Here is a 13,734-nt window from a genome sequence, read left to right as displayed (position 1 = left end):
TGACCAAGGACGCAACATGGGTAAGGCGACTGGCTTTCTCGAATTTCCGCGCCAGAATGAGGGCTACGAACCGGTAGTCAAGCGCGTGAAGCACTACAAGGAATTCGTGTTCGCGCTGTCCGACAGCGAAGCGAAGCTCCAGGGTGCGCGCTGCATGGACTGCGGCATCCCGTTCTGCAACAACGGCTGCCCGGTCAACAACATCATCCCGGACTTCAACGACCTGGTGTATCGCCAGGACTGGAAGTCGGCGATCGAGGTGCTGCACCAGACCAACAACTTCCCTGAATTTACCGGCCGCATCTGCCCGGCACCGTGCGAGGCCGCCTGCACGCTGGGCATCAACGAGCTGCCGGTGGGCATCAAGTCGATCGAGCACGCCATCATCGACAAGGCCTGGGAAGAGGGCTGGGTCAAGCCGCAGCTGCCGCGCCACAAGACCGGCAAGACCGTCGCCGTGGTCGGCTCCGGCCCCGCCGGCATGGCTGCCGCGCAGCAGCTGGCACGCGCCGGCCATGACGTGACCGTGTTCGAGAAGAACGACCGCATCGGCGGCCTGCTGCGCTACGGCATCCCCGACTTCAAGATGGAGAAGACGCTGATCGACCGCCGCATGGAACAGATGCAGGCCGAAGGCGTGACCTTCCGCCCCGGCGTGATGGTGACCGACGGCGAACTGCCGGCCGGCATCAAGAACTATGCGCGCGAAACCATCTCGGCCCAGGCCCTGATGGACCAGTTCGACGCCGTGGTGCTGGCGGGCGGCTCCGAAGTGCCGCGCGACCTGCCGGTGCCGGGCCGCGACCTGGCCGGCATCCACTTCGCGCTGGAATTCCTGATCCCGCAGAACAAGGAAGTGGCCGGCGACGGCGCCAACGAGATTCGCGCCGAAGGCAAGAACGTGATCGTAATCGGCGGCGGCGATACCGGCTCCGACTGCGTCGGCACGTCCAACCGCCACGGCGCCACCTCGGTGACCCAGTTCGAGCTGCTGCCGCAGCCGCCGGAAGAAGAGAACAAGCCCCTGGTGTGGCCGTACTGGCCGATCAAGCTGCGCACCTCGTCGTCGCACGACGAAGGCTGCGAGCGCGACTGGTCGGTCGCCACCAAGGAATTCATCGGCGAGAACGGCAAGGTTACCGCGCTGAAGGCCTGCCGCGTCGAATGGAAGGACGGCCGCATGCAGGAAGTCGAAGGCAGCGAGTTCATCCTGCCGGCCGACCTGGTGCTGCTCGCGATGGGCTTCACCAACCCGGTGGGCTCGATGCTGGAAGCGTTTGGCGTCGACACCGATGCGCGCAAGAACGCCAAGGCCTCGACCGAAGGCGAGCGTGCCTACCACACCAACGTGCCCAAGGTGTTCGCCGCCGGCGACGTGCGCCGCGGCCAGTCGCTGGTGGTGTGGGCGATCCGCGAAGGCCGCCAGGCCGCGCGCTCGGTCGATGCGTTCCTGATGGGGCATAGCGATCTGCCGCGCTGATCCGGCCTCGTCGTCCCAACAAAAAGCCCGCCTGGCGCAAGCCGGCGGGCTTTTTTGTCTGCGCGATGGCGGCGTTCAGCCGGCCAGCGTCCGCTCCATCAGCACCGCGCTGGCGCCGTATGCGGCCAGCTTGCCGGCGTGCCGCGCCGCCGTCTGCGCCGGTACCGGAGCGTACCCGAGCCTGCGCCACCACGGCGCCGCGGACTGCACCGCGATCAGCCGCGAACGCCGCAGCCCGGCGGCGTGCGCGGCCGCCTGCGCCGCCGCGTACAGGCGCGGCGCCAGCCCGGCACCGCGGCCGGCCGGGGCCACGGCCATGTCGTGCACGAACCAGGTCAGGCTGGTGGCGGTGTGCCGGCGCCAGCCGTCGTCGAGCACGCCGTCCAGCGGCGGCAGGCTGTCTTCGGGCCAGGCGTGGGTAAACAGGTACGCGGCCAGGCTGCTGCGCTGCGCAGGATCGTGCGCGACCCAGCAAGTGGCCGGCGACAGCGCCAGCCGGCTGGCCAGCGCCGTCTCGCTTTCCAGCAGGACTTCGGTATAGCAGCTGGCCTGCACCGCCAGCACGGCCGGCAGGTCGGCCAAGACCATGCGCCGCACGGTGAAATTCGTCATCGGCGGATTATAGCGGCGCGCTTTGCGCGGCCAGGCGCGAGGGCGCATTTGGCAAGGCGCAGCAAGGCTTTCAGGGTTCTCCCGGCTATGGTTTACGTGCCTGTGGCGGCCCCGACATTGTCCTTACAATTTTCAAAAACAACTAACGGAAACTGCCTCGCTATCCATTTTCCCCAGAACCTGTTTGCCGCCTCCTCAGGAGACGGGCCGGAGGAAAACGATGTCCGAAGTGCGCAATCTGTCGCGACTTTGGCGAGGTAAAGCGAAAATCGCGCCGCGCCTGCCCGCGGCCAACGCCGCCCGGCGCTGGCTGCCGCGCGTGCTGTGCCTGGTCGCCATGGGCTGTGCCACGCTGGCGTTCGCCGTGCCAGCCAAGCCAGCGCATGCCGGCACCCAGCCGCTTGCGCGCAGCATGTCGTTCCCGGATCGGCCGATGCGCCTGATCGTGCCGTTCCCGGCCGGCGGCGTCGCCGACGCCGTGGCGCGGATGCTGGCCGAGCGCCTGTCGGCCAGGCTTGGCGTGCCGGTCGAGGTCGACAATCGTCCCGGCAGCGCCGGCACCATCGCCGGCGATGTCGTCGCCAAGGCCAGCTCCGACGGCCATACGCTGCTGTTCCACCAGGCCAACATGCTGATCCAGCCGGGGCTGGAGCCGGTGCCCTACGACGTCGTGCGCGATTTCACGCCGGTGGCGCGCGTCGCCACCACGCCGCTGTTCCTGGTGATCGACGCCCGGCTGCCGATGCGCACCCCGGAACAATGGATGACCGCGGTGAAGTCGAGTCCCGGTTCCTACAGCTACGGCTACGGCCAGCCCGGCAGCCCTTCCCACCTGTACGCCGAGTACGCGGTGCGCGGCCTGCGCGGCGGCGTGCCGCTGGTCACGGCCAAGGGCGAGGCCGCGGTGGTGCAGGAGATGCTGGCCGGCCGCATCAGCGCCTGCTTCTGTTCATTCGCGGCAGTCCAGAGCCAGGTCAAGAGCGGCGGGCTGCGGCTGGTCGGCGTGACCGGCGTGGCGCGTTCCCCGCTGGCGCCGCTGGTGCCGACGCTGCAGGAGTCCGGGCAGGACGGCTACGCCGCGGCGGCCTGGTTTGGCGTGATGGCGCCGGCCAAGACGCCGCGCGCCATCGTGGCGCGGCTGGCCGGTGAGCTGGACGGCGTGATGGCCGAACGCGAGGTGCGCTCGCGCCTGCAGGCCGCCGGCCTGACGCCGCTGCGCGACTCGCCGGAGGCGTTTGCCACCGCGATCCGCTCGGAATCGATCCAGTGGCAGGTCATCCTCAGGGACGTGCCGATCGCGCAGGAGCCTTGAGCGGCACCGCGGCGCGGTGGGACAGTGGCCGGTTTCCAGGGGAAATCGGCCAGTTTGCCGTCCGGCCAGGAGAATTCTGAGGCACCACAGCCGCGCTTCATGTGGCGCGAGACACACGGGTACCAGCAGGGCTAGGTAGTACACCTTATAATGCGCCCCTGTCCCGACCGGTGCCAACGTGACCGATTCTGCTCAAAACCTTGTCGAACTGACTGCGGTGGATTTCGCCTACGCGGACCACGGCAAGCCGATCCTGTCCGGCCTGACCATGCAATTCCCGCGCGGCAAGGTGATCGCGGTGATGGGCGGATCGGGCTGCGGCAAGACCACGGTGCTGCGGCTGATCGGCGGCCAGGTGCGGCCGCAGGCGGGCGCGGTGCGCTTTGCCGGCACCGACATTCACCAGCTCGATACCGCCGGCCTGTACGCCGTGCGCCGCCAGATGGGGATGCTGTTCCAGTTCGGCGCGCTGTTTACCGACCTGTCGGTGTTCGACAACGTCGCCTTCCCGCTGCGCGAGCACACCGACCTGCCCGAGTCGATGATCCGCGACCTGGTGCTGATGAAGCTCAATGCGGTCGGCCTGCGCGGCGCGCGCGACCTGATGCCGTCGCAGATCTCCGGCGGCATGGCGCGGCGCGTGGCGCTGGCGCGCGCGATTGCGCTGGATCCGGCCCTGCTGATGTATGACGAGCCCTTCGCCGGCCTGGATCCGATCTCGCTGGGACTGACCGCCCGGCTGATCCGCAGCCTCAACGACGCGCTCGGCGCCACCACCATCATCGTCTCGCACGACGTGCACGAGACCTTCCAGATCGCCGACTACGTCTACTTCATTGCCGACGGGCGCATCGCTGCCGAAGGCACGCCCGAGGCCCTGCGCGCCTCCACCGATCCGTTCGTGCACCAGTTCGTCCACGCCGAGGCCGACGGCCCGGTGCCGTTCCACTATGCCGGACCGTCGCTGGCCGAGGATTTCGCCGGAGGGGCGCGATGACCGGCTTCCTGACGGGCTTCTTCAGCGCCATCGGCGCAGCCGTGCGCCGCAGCATTTCCGGGCTGGGCCATGCCACGCGCATGTTCCTGGCCGTGCTGGCACTGTCGCCGGCGCTGCTGCGCCGCTTCCGGCTGGTGACTGACCAGGTCTTCTTTGTCGGCAACCTGTCGCTGGTGATCATCGCGGTGTCGGGCCTGTTCGTCGGCTTCGTGCTCGGGCTGCAGGGCTACTACACGCTCAACCGCTACGGCTCCGAGCAGGCGCTCGGGCTGCTGGTGGCGCTGTCGCTGGTGCGGGAACTGGGCCCGGTGGTCACCGCGCTGCTGTTCGCCGGCCGCGCCGGCACCTCGCTGACTGCCGAAATCGGACTGATGAAGGCGGGCGAGCAGCTCACGGCGATGGAAATGATGGCGGTGAACCCGCTGCAGCGCGTAGTCGCGCCGCGCTTCTGGGCGGGCGTGATCGCCATGCCGGTGCTGGCCGCGATCTTCAGCGCGGTGGGCATCCTGGGCGGTTACGTGGTCGGCGTGCAACTGATCGGCGTCGACGCCGGGGCCTTCTGGTCGCAGATGCAGGGCGGCGTGGACGTGCGCGCCGATGTGCTCAACGGCGTGATCAAGAGCTTTATCTTTGGCATCGCGGTGACGTTCATTGCGCTGTACCAGGGGTTCGAGGCCAAGCCCACGCCGGAAGGCGTCTCGCGCGCGACCACCCGCACCGTGGTGATCGCGTCGCTCGCGGTGCTGGGACTGGATTTCCTGCTGACGGCGCTGATGTTCAGCAATTGAGGCGGATGCCCGCCGCAACGATGCGGGCGCTACGATAACAAGACGGCAGCGACAGACACTACGGGGTTGAAGAAAGAGATTCCAATGAAAAAGAACACACTCGATTTCTGGGTGGGACTGTTTGTGGCGGCAGGGTTCGTCGCCTTGCTCTTCCTGGCCCTCAAGGCAGGAAACATGAGCGCCTTCAGCTTCCAGGACACCTATAGCGTGCAGGCCCGCTTCGACAATATCGGCGGGCTCAAGCCGCGCGCGCCGGTCAAGAGCGCGGGCGTGGTGGTCGGCCGGGTCGCGGCGATCCGCTTCGACGACAAGACCTACCAGGCTACCGTCGAGATGAGCCTGGAGACGCGCTACCAGTTCCCGAAGGACACCTCGGCCAAGATCCTGACCTCGGGCCTGCTGGGCGAGCAGTACATCGGCCTCGAAGCCGGCGGCGACACCGCCATGCTGGCCAACGGCGCGCGCATCACCATGACGCAGTCCGCGGTGGTGCTCGAAAACCTGATCGGGCAGTTCCTGTACAACAAGGCCGCCGATGCCGGCGGCGGCTCGTCCCCCGGCGCCAGCGCGCCGGCCCCGGCTGGAGACCTCAAGTGAACGCCCCCCGCCACATCCGCAACCTCATGGCTACGGCCGCGGCCGCCGCGGCGCTTGCCGGTTGCGCCACTGGCCCCACCGCCAACCCGAAAGACCCGCTCGAGCCGTTCAACCGCGAGGTCTCGAAGATCAACGAGGACTTCGACAAGGGCATCATGCGCCCGGTGGCCGAACTCTATGCCGACTACACGCCGACGCCGGTGCAGCGCGCGGTGGAGAACTTCTTCTCCAATGTCAGCGACGTTTATTCGGCGGTGAACAACCTGCTGCAGGGCAAGCCGACGCGCGCGGCCGAAGACACCATGCGCGTGGCGATGAACACCGTGCTGGGCATCGGCGGCCTGATCGACATCGCGACCCCGGCCGGCCTGCCCAAGTACAAGGAAGACTTCGGCCAGACGCTGGGCGTGTGGGGCGTGCCGGCCGGCCCGTACCTGGTGCTGCCGCTGTTCGGCCCGAGCACCTTCCGCGACACTGCCGGCATGCTGGTCGACCGCCAGGCCGATCCGTCGGCGTACTTCTATCCGGTTTCGCTGCGCAATTCGCTGGTCGGGGTGCGCATCGTCGCCGGCCGGGCCCAGCTGCTGGGTGCCAGCAACCTGCTGGAGCAGGCGGCGCTGGACAAGTACTCGTTCCTGCGTGACTCCTACCTGCAGCGGCGCCAGTACCTGATCTACGACGGCAATCCGCCGGGCGGCGACGACGAGGCCGAGGCCGACGACGCGGCGCCGGCGCCCGCCGCGGCCGACCCCGGTGCCGCACCAGCACCGGCACCGGCTCCCGCGGCCGATGGCGCTTCGGCCCCGGCCGCGGAGCCGCCCAAGCCCGGCGCCGCGGGCGAGACCCAGCCTGAAGGCCAGAGCATGCCGTTGCCGCCGGTGCTGCCGGGTATGCCCGGAGTGCGCTTCCGCTGAAGCGGCGAAGGCGACACTGGCGCTGTGAATGCGCTGTGACCGCTGAAACAAATTGTTTGTAGGTGGCGTCTGGCGCGCTTTTGATGGCAACGCGCGCGACGCCGCTATGTTCCAATCTGCAAGGACCCGTGGCCTTCCGGCCGCGTATCGACGCGCGGGCGCGGGTCACGACCTCTTTGATAAAGAAGGAAATCTCACATGCTCAAGCGACTGTTGCTCCCCCTCCTGACGGCGGTTGCCTTCGCGGGGACCGCGCAGGCCCAGGTATCGGCCCAGGACGCGGCCACCCCGGACGGGCTGGTCAAGGCCGTGGTCAATGACGTGATGTCGACCGTGAAGGCCGACAAGGACATGCAGGCCGGCAATATCGGCAAGATCACCGCGCTGGTCGAACAGAAGATCATTCCCAACGCCAACTTCCAGAAGACCACGCAGATCGCCATGGGCCGCAACTGGTCCAAGGCCACGCCCGAGCAGCAGAAGCAGATCACCGAGGAATTCAAGACCCTGCTGATCCGCACCTATGCCGGCGCCATCGCGCAGATCCGCGACCAGACCGTGCAATACCGTCCGTACCGCGGCACCGCCGACGATACCGATGCCACCATCCGCACCCAGGTCATCAACAAGGGCGAGCCGATCCAGATGGACTACCGCCTGGAAAAGACCGCGCAGGGCTGGAAGGTCTATGACATCAACGTGCTGGGCGCGTGGCTGACCGAGGCCTACAAGGGCAGCTTCAACACCATCGTCGGCCAGCAGGGCGTCGAGGGCGTGATCAAGACGCTGCAGGACCGCAACCGCCAGCTCGCCAACGCCAAGAGCTGACGGGGCATGCCCGCGGTGCGCCGCTGCAATGCAGCACGGCGCGCCGAAGTTGCACTACAATGGCCGTTCGCGACACAGGCTCCCGCTCCGCGCGGGAGTCTTCGTTTTCAGATCCCTTTCTTCTTTCCGCATCCAGGCCACTGACGCCATGCTTTCGCCGGGTAACTCGCTGACCAACCAGAATGCCGCCGCGGTGCTGCGCGACGGGCTGGCACGCGTGGCGCAGGGCGACGTCGAAGTGGACTGCGCCGGCCTGGCGCAGGTGGACTCCTCGGCCGTCGCCGTGCTGCTGGCATGGCATCGGGCCGCGGTGGCGCGCGGCCAGGCGCTGGTGCTGCGCGGCGTGCCGGCGCAACTGGCGCAACTGGCCAGCCTGTACGGCGTCGATGGCCTGCTCGGCCTGGCGAGCGCGGCAGCTCCCGCCGCCATCCCACCGGCACACCATCACCGACATTGATCCGGCATCGCCGGTCGCCATCCAGGCGGCCGCACGCGATGCCGCGGCGACCGCTGGCGCGGCCGCCGAGCCCCCGGGCGGATCCGGCGGGGATCAAGCGGGACCGACCCCGCATCCCCTATAATTCCGGGTTGTTCGCCCATCCCCCCGCCTGTTGCCGGCCCGATCCATGCCGGAGCAGGACATCCGGGCACGCTTTGCTCCCCATTTCCTGGCGGCCGGCCCCTGAAAGAGCCGGACCCGCCACAAACAATCGGCCATGAAAGCCATTGAAATCCACGACGTTCGCAAGCGCTACCGCAACCTGCAGGCGCTCAAGGGCGTCAGCTTCACCGTCGAACGCGGCGAATTCTTCGGCCTGCTCGGGCCCAACGGCGCCGGCAAGACCACGCTGATCTCGATCCTCGCCGGCCTGAACCGCGCCGATTCCGGCCGCGTCAGTGTGCTGGGGCACGATGTCGTCGGCGATTACCGGATGGCGCGGCGTATGCTGGGCGTGGTGCCGCAGGAGCTGGTGTTCGATCCGTTCTTCACGGTGCGCGAGACGCTGCGGCTGCAGTCAGGCTATTTCGGCCTGACGCGCAACGACGACTGGATCGACGAAATCATGGCCAACCTGGACCTGACCGGGAAAGCCGATGCCAATATGCGCCAGCTGTCCGGCGGCATGAAGCGGCGCGTGCTGGTGGCACAGGCGCTGGTGCACCGCCCGCCGGTGATCGTGCTCGACGAGCCCACTGCCGGCGTCGATGTTGAGTTGCGGCAAACGCTGTGGAAGTTCATCTCGCGCCTGAACCGCGAAGGGCACACCATCATCCTGACCACGCATTACCTCGAAGAGGCCGAGGCCTTGTGCGACCGCATCGCCATGCTCAAGTTCGGCGAAGTGGTGGCGCTGGACCGCACCAGCAACCTGCTGACGCAGTTTGCCGGCCTGCAGCTGGTGCTGACCTTCGCGCGCGGCGGCCTGCCGCCGTCGCTGGAGCCGCTGCGCATGCCGGCCAACCCCGGCGAGCGCGCGGTGCGGCTGCGGCTGTCGGGCTACCAGGCGGTGGAGCCGATCCTGGCCGCCTGCCGCGAAGCGGGTTGTGAGATCGAAGACATGGAAATCAACAAGGCCGACCTCGAGGACGTATTCGTGCAGATCATGCGCCGCGAGGGGCATATGCCCGGCGCGCTGCCCGACCCGGCGATGGAGGCCGCGGCATGAAGCAGCCTGGCGACATCGAAATCCTCGACGACACCCGCCTCGGCCCGATGGCCGTCGGCGGCCTGGTGGGCTTCCGCACGCTGCTGTACAAGGAAGTGCTGCGCTTCTGGAAAGTAAGCTTCCAGACCGTGGCCGCGCCGGTGCTGACCGCGGTGCTGTACCTGCTGATCTTCGGCCATGTGCTGGAAGACCGGGTCAAGGTCTACGACCAGATCAGCTACACCGCCTTCCTGGTGCCCGGGCTGGTGATGATGAGCGTGCTGCAGAACGCGTTCGCCAACAGTTCTTCATCACTGATCCAGTCGAAGATCACCGGCAACCTGGTGTTCGTGCTGCTGCCGCCGCTGTCGCACTGGGAGATGTTCGGTGCCTACGTGGTGGCCTCGGTGATCCGCGGGCTGACCGTCGGCCTGGGCGTGCTGCTGGTGACGGCGTGGTTCGCCAACCTGCATTTCGCCAACGTCGGCTGGATCCTGGTGTTCGCGCTGCTGGGCGCGGGCATCCTGGGCACGCTCGGCCTGATTGCTGGCATCTGGGCCGAGAAGTTCGACCAGCTGGCCGCGTTCCAGAACTTCCTGATCATGCCGGCGACCTTCCTGTCGGGCGTGTTCTATTCGATCCATTCGCTGCCGGCCTTCTGGCAGGCGGTGTCCCACGCCAATCCGTTCTTCTACATGATCGATGGCTTCCGCTATGGCTTCTTCGGCGTCTCGGACGTGTCGCCGCTGTTCAGCCTGGCGGTGGTCGGATCGGCGTTCGTGGTGCTGGCGGCGCTGGCGCTGCGCCTGTTGAAGTCCGGATACAAGCTGCGCCACTGAGCGGCGGCCGGCCCTGTTGAATCAAGCTGAATCACGCTGAAGAGAACCCCATGCTGCCTACACCGGAACAAGTCAGGGACTACATTGCCCAAGGACTGCCCTGCGAACATCTGCAAGTCGAGGGCGATGGCCAGCATTTCTTTGCCACCATCGTCAGCAACGAATTCGAAGGCAAGCGGCTGATCCAGCGCCACCAGCGTGTCTACGCGGCGCTGGGCGACCGCATGCGCGCCGAGATCCATGCGCTGTCGATGAAGACCCTGACCCCCGCGGAGTGGCAGGCGGGCGCAGGCAAGTAGAGCACCAAGAACGCACCATGCGCCGCGCGCCTGCGTGGCTCCAGAACAATGATGCCGGGCGCGTGCCCGGAACAAACCATAGAACATGGACAAATTCCAGATTCACGGCAACGGCCCGCTCAAGGGTGAAATCCGCGTCTCGGGCGCCAAGAACGCCGCCCTGCCGATCCTGTGCGCGGGCCTGCTGACGGCCGACACCGTCGCGCTGGACAACGTGCCCAACCTGCAGGACGTGCGCACCACGCTCAAGCTGCTGCGCCTGATGGGGATGCAGGCCGAGTTCGACGGCGCGCGCGTGACCCTGAACGGCGCCGACGTCAATGTGCTCGAAGCCCCGTACGAGCTGGTCAAGACCATGCGCGCCTCGATCCTGGTGCTGGGCCCGCTGGTGGCGCGCTTTGGCGAGGCCCGCGTGTCGCTGCCGGGCGGCTGCGGCATCGGCGCACGGCCGGTCGACCAGCACATCAAGGGCCTGCAGGCGATGGGCGCCGAGATCACCATCGAGCACGGCTTTATCCATGCGCGCGCCAAGCGCCTGAAGGGCGCGCGCGTGGTCACCGACATGATCACCGTGACCGGCACCGAGAACCTGCTGATGGCGGCGACGCTGGCCGAAGGCGAGACCGTGCTGGAAAACGCCGCGCGCGAGCCCGAGGTGACCGACCTGGCCCAGCTGCTGGTCAAGATGGGCGCGAAGATCGACGGCATCGGCACCGACCGCCTGGTGGTGCACGGCGTCGAGCGCCTGCACGGCGCCAGCCACAGCGTCATCGCCGACCGCATCGAGGCCGGCACCTTCCTGTGCGCGGCGGCCGCGACGCTGGGCGACCTGGTGCTGCGCGGCGTGCAGCCCGAGATCCTCGACACCGTGCTCGACAAGCTGCGCGAAGCCGGTGCCAGCATCGAGACCGGCGCCGACTGGATCCGCCTGGCGATGCCGCACCGCGCCCGCGCGGTAAGCTTCCGCACCTCGGAATACCCCGCCTTCCCGACCGACATGCAGGCCCAGTTCATGGCGCTGAACGCGGTCGCCGAAGGCACCGCGCGCGTGACCGAGACCATCTTCGAAAACCGCTTCATGCACGTGCAGGAACTGAACCGCCTGGGCGCCGACATCACCGTCGAAGGCAACACCGCGGTGGTCAACGGCGTGCCGCGCCTGTCCGGCGCCAACGTGATGGCGACCGACCTGCGCGCCTCGGCCAGCCTGGTAATCGCCGGCCTGGTGGCCGACGGCGAGACCGTGATCGACCGCATCTACCACCTGGACCGCGGCTATGACCGCATGGAAGACAAGCTGTCGGCAGTGGGCGCGAAGATCCGCCGCATTGCCTGAGCACCAAGGACTGAAGCCCGATGAGCCCCGCTTTCAACGCATCGCCCAACCAGCTCACGCTGGCGCTGTCAAAGGGCCGCATCTTCACCGAGACGCTGCCGCTGCTGGAAGCGGCCGGCATCCGCGTCACCGAGGATCCCGAGACCTCGCGCAAGCTGATCCTGCCGACTTCGGATCCGGCGGTGCGCGTGGTGATCGTGCGCGCCTCGGACGTGCCGACCTACGTGCAGTACGGCGCGGCCGACTTCGGCGTGGCCGGCAAGGACGTGCTGATGGAAAGCGGCATGGCCGGCCTGTACGCGCCGATCGACCTGAACATCGCGCGCTGCCGCATGTCGGTGGCAGTGCCGGCCGGGTTTGACTACGCCAAGGCCGTGCGCCAGGGCGCGCGCCTTGCCGTGGCCACCAAGTACGTGCAGACCGCGCGCGAGCATTTTGCGAAAAAGGGCGTTCACGTCGACCTGATCAAGCTGTACGGTTCGATGGAGCTGGGCCCGCTGGTGGGCCTGTCCGATGCCATCGTCGACCTGGTCAGCACCGGCAGCACGCTGCGCGCCAACAATCTGGTGGAAGTGGAAGAGATCGTGCAGATTTCCTCGCGGCTGGTGGTGAACCAGGCCGCGCTCAAACTCAAGCGCGAGCGGCTGGCACCGATCCTCGACGCCTTCGAACGCGCTTCAGCGGCGCTGGCCTGAGGCCGGGTCGCCGCCTGACAGGAACAGAAGTCATGAACCCAACCGAAATGGAAAGCCTGCCGATCCGCCGGCTCGATTCCAGCGAGCCGGGCTTTGCCGAGGCACTGCGTCAGGTGCTGGCCTTCGAGGCCGGCGAGGACGAGGCCATCGATCGCGCCGCCGCGCAGATCCTGGCCGACGTGAAGTCGCGCGGCGATGCCGCGGTGCTGGAATACACCCGCCGCTTCGACCGCGTCGAAGCGTCGTCGATGGGCGCGCTGGAGGTATCGCAGCAGCAGCTGGAAGCCGCGCTCGAAGACCTCGAGCCCAAGCGCCGCGCCGCGCTGGAGGCGGCCGCCGCGCGCGTGCGCGCCTACCACGAGAAGCAGAAGATCGAATGCGGCAGCCACAGCTGGGAATACACCGAGGCCGACGGCACCATGCTGGGCCAGAAGGTGACGCCGCTGGACCGCGTCGGCATCTACGTGCCGGGCGGCAAGGCCGCTTACCCGTCGTCGGTGCTGATGAATGCGATCCCGGCGCGCGTGGCGGGCGTGAAGGAAATCATCATGGTCGTGCCCACGCCCGGCGGCGTGCGCAATGAACTGGTGCTGGCCGCGGCGCAGATTGCCGGCGTGGATCGCGTGTTCACCATCGGTGGCGCCCAGGCGGTCGGTGCGCTCGCCTACGGCACCGCGATGCTGCCGCAGGTCGACAAGATCGTCGGCCCGGGCAACGCCTACGTTGCCGCGGCCAAGCGCCGCGTGTTCGGCACCGTCGGCATCGACATGATCGCCGGCCCTTCCGAGATCCTGGTGATCTGCGACGGCACCACCGACCCCGACTGGGTGGCGATGGACCTGTTCTCGCAGGCCGAGCACGACGAACTGGCGCAATCGATCCTGCTGTGCCCGGACTCGGACTACATCGCCCGCGTCGACGCCAGCATCCAGCGCCAGCTTGGCACCATGCCGCGCCGCGACGTGATCGCCGCGTCGATTTCCGGCCGCGGTGCGCTGGTCAAGGTGCGCGACATGGAAGAGGCCTGCGAGATCGCCAACGCGATCGCGCCGGAACACCTGGAGATCTCGGCCGAGAACCCGCGCCAATGGAGCGAGAAGATCCGCCACGCCGGCGCCATCTTCCTGGGCCGCTATACCAGCGAGTCGCTGGGCGACTACTGCGCCGGCCCCAACCACGTGCTGCCGACCTCGCGCACCGCGCGCTTCTCGTCGCCGCTGGGCGTCTATGACTTCCAGAAGCGCTCGAGCCTGATCGAGGTAAGCGAGGGCGGCGCGCAGATGCTGGGCCAGATCGCCGCCGAACTGGCCTACGGCGAAGGGCTGCAGGCCCACGCCCGCAGCGCGGAATACCGTTTCAAGCGTAGCTGAACCCCTGACCCAACCCACCTG

15 protein-coding genes are annotated in these 13,734 nt (G+C 67.8%); 14 read left to right on the top strand and 1 reads right to left on the bottom strand.

Translation table 11 applies throughout. The annotated features are described in order from the left end of the window. The first annotated feature begins 16 nt into the window (after window positions 1-16). The gene (locus tag CBM2588_RS16055; RefSeq protein WP_115681307.1) at window positions 17-1,480 is read left to right on the top strand and encodes a glutamate synthase subunit beta; all 1,464 of its coding nucleotides are present in this window, start codon (window positions 17-19) and stop codon (window positions 1,478-1,480) included. Between the two features lie 75 nt (window positions 1,481-1,555). On the opposite strand, the gene CBM2588_RS16050 is transcribed toward CBM2588_RS16055, so the two are convergent. Beyond that, on the bottom strand, window positions 1,556-2,092 hold the full coding sequence (locus CBM2588_RS16050) for a GNAT family N-acetyltransferase (protein ID WP_115681509.1): 537 nt from the start codon (window positions 2,090-2,092) through the stop codon (window positions 1,556-1,558). 220 nt (window positions 2,093-2,312) lie between these two features. On the opposite strand from CBM2588_RS16050, the gene CBM2588_RS16045 reads away from it, so the two are divergent. From CBM2588_RS16045 to hisD, 13 genes are all read left to right on the top strand, one after another. Continuing rightward, window positions 2,313-3,404 (top strand): tripartite tricarboxylate transporter substrate binding protein, encoded by a 1,092-nt coding sequence (locus CBM2588_RS16045; RefSeq protein ID WP_115681306.1) that lies wholly within the window; start codon window positions 2,313-2,315, stop codon window positions 3,402-3,404. 178 nt (window positions 3,405-3,582) lie between these two features. After that, on the top strand, window positions 3,583-4,401 hold the full coding sequence (locus CBM2588_RS16040; protein ID WP_115681305.1) for an ABC transporter ATP-binding protein: 819 nt from the start codon (window positions 3,583-3,585) through the stop codon (window positions 4,399-4,401). 8 nt (window positions 4,402-4,409) lie between these two features. Further along, entirely contained in the window at window positions 4,410-5,189 is a 780-nt protein-coding gene (gene mlaE, locus CBM2588_RS16035; RefSeq protein ID WP_026164035.1) for a lipid asymmetry maintenance ABC transporter permease subunit MlaE, read from the top strand. 84 nt (window positions 5,190-5,273) lie between these two features. After that, entirely contained in the window at window positions 5,274-5,786 is a 513-nt protein-coding gene (gene mlaD / locus CBM2588_RS16030) for an outer membrane lipid asymmetry maintenance protein MlaD (protein WP_092317537.1), read from the top strand. Beyond that, window positions 5,783-6,700 (top strand): MlaA family lipoprotein, encoded by a 918-nt coding sequence (locus tag CBM2588_RS16025; RefSeq protein ID WP_439897435.1) that lies wholly within the window; start codon window positions 5,783-5,785, stop codon window positions 6,698-6,700. Before mlaD ends, CBM2588_RS16025 begins: the two co-directional genes overlap by 4 nt. 198 nt (window positions 6,701-6,898) lie before the next feature. Beyond that, on the top strand, window positions 6,899-7,528 hold the full coding sequence (locus CBM2588_RS16020; RefSeq protein ID WP_012354098.1) for an MlaC/ttg2D family ABC transporter substrate-binding protein: 630 nt from the start codon (window positions 6,899-6,901) through the stop codon (window positions 7,526-7,528). 148 nt (window positions 7,529-7,676) lie between these two features. After that, window positions 7,677-7,985, top strand: coding sequence for an STAS domain-containing protein (locus CBM2588_RS16015; protein WP_115681304.1), 309 nt, complete (start codon window positions 7,677-7,679; stop codon window positions 7,983-7,985). A gap of 259 nt (window positions 7,986-8,244) precedes the next feature. Further along, on the top strand, window positions 8,245-9,195 hold the full coding sequence (locus CBM2588_RS16010) for an ABC transporter ATP-binding protein (RefSeq protein WP_115681303.1): 951 nt from the start codon (window positions 8,245-8,247) through the stop codon (window positions 9,193-9,195). Then, complete coding sequence (locus tag CBM2588_RS16005) at window positions 9,192-10,013, top strand: ABC transporter permease (RefSeq protein WP_111521342.1); 822 nt, start codon at window positions 9,192-9,194, stop codon at window positions 10,011-10,013. Before CBM2588_RS16010 ends, CBM2588_RS16005 begins: the two co-directional genes overlap by 4 nt. A gap of 50 nt (window positions 10,014-10,063) precedes the next feature. Then, window positions 10,064-10,312: a BolA family protein gene (locus CBM2588_RS16000; RefSeq protein ID WP_012354094.1), complete on the top strand. Its 249-nt coding sequence runs from the start codon at window positions 10,064-10,066 to the stop codon at window positions 10,310-10,312. An 85-nt stretch (window positions 10,313-10,397) separates the two neighbouring features. Then, window positions 10,398-11,648, top strand: coding sequence for a UDP-N-acetylglucosamine 1-carboxyvinyltransferase (murA, locus tag CBM2588_RS15995; protein ID WP_111521344.1), 1,251 nt, complete (start codon window positions 10,398-10,400; stop codon window positions 11,646-11,648). A gap of 20 nt (window positions 11,649-11,668) precedes the next feature. Then, window positions 11,669-12,343 (top strand): ATP phosphoribosyltransferase, encoded by a 675-nt coding sequence (hisG, locus tag CBM2588_RS15990; protein ID WP_062801929.1) that lies wholly within the window; start codon window positions 11,669-11,671, stop codon window positions 12,341-12,343. A gap of 32 nt (window positions 12,344-12,375) precedes the next feature. Further along, complete coding sequence (gene hisD, locus CBM2588_RS15985; RefSeq protein WP_115681302.1) at window positions 12,376-13,713, top strand: histidinol dehydrogenase; 1,338 nt, start codon at window positions 12,376-12,378, stop codon at window positions 13,711-13,713. Window positions 13,714-13,734 lie beyond the last annotated feature (21 nt).

Source organism: Cupriavidus taiwanensis, from assembly GCF_900250075.1.
Lineage (GTDB): Bacteria > Pseudomonadota > Gammaproteobacteria > Burkholderiales > Burkholderiaceae > Cupriavidus > Cupriavidus taiwanensis_C.
This window is presented reverse-complemented; position numbering and strand designations above follow the sequence as displayed.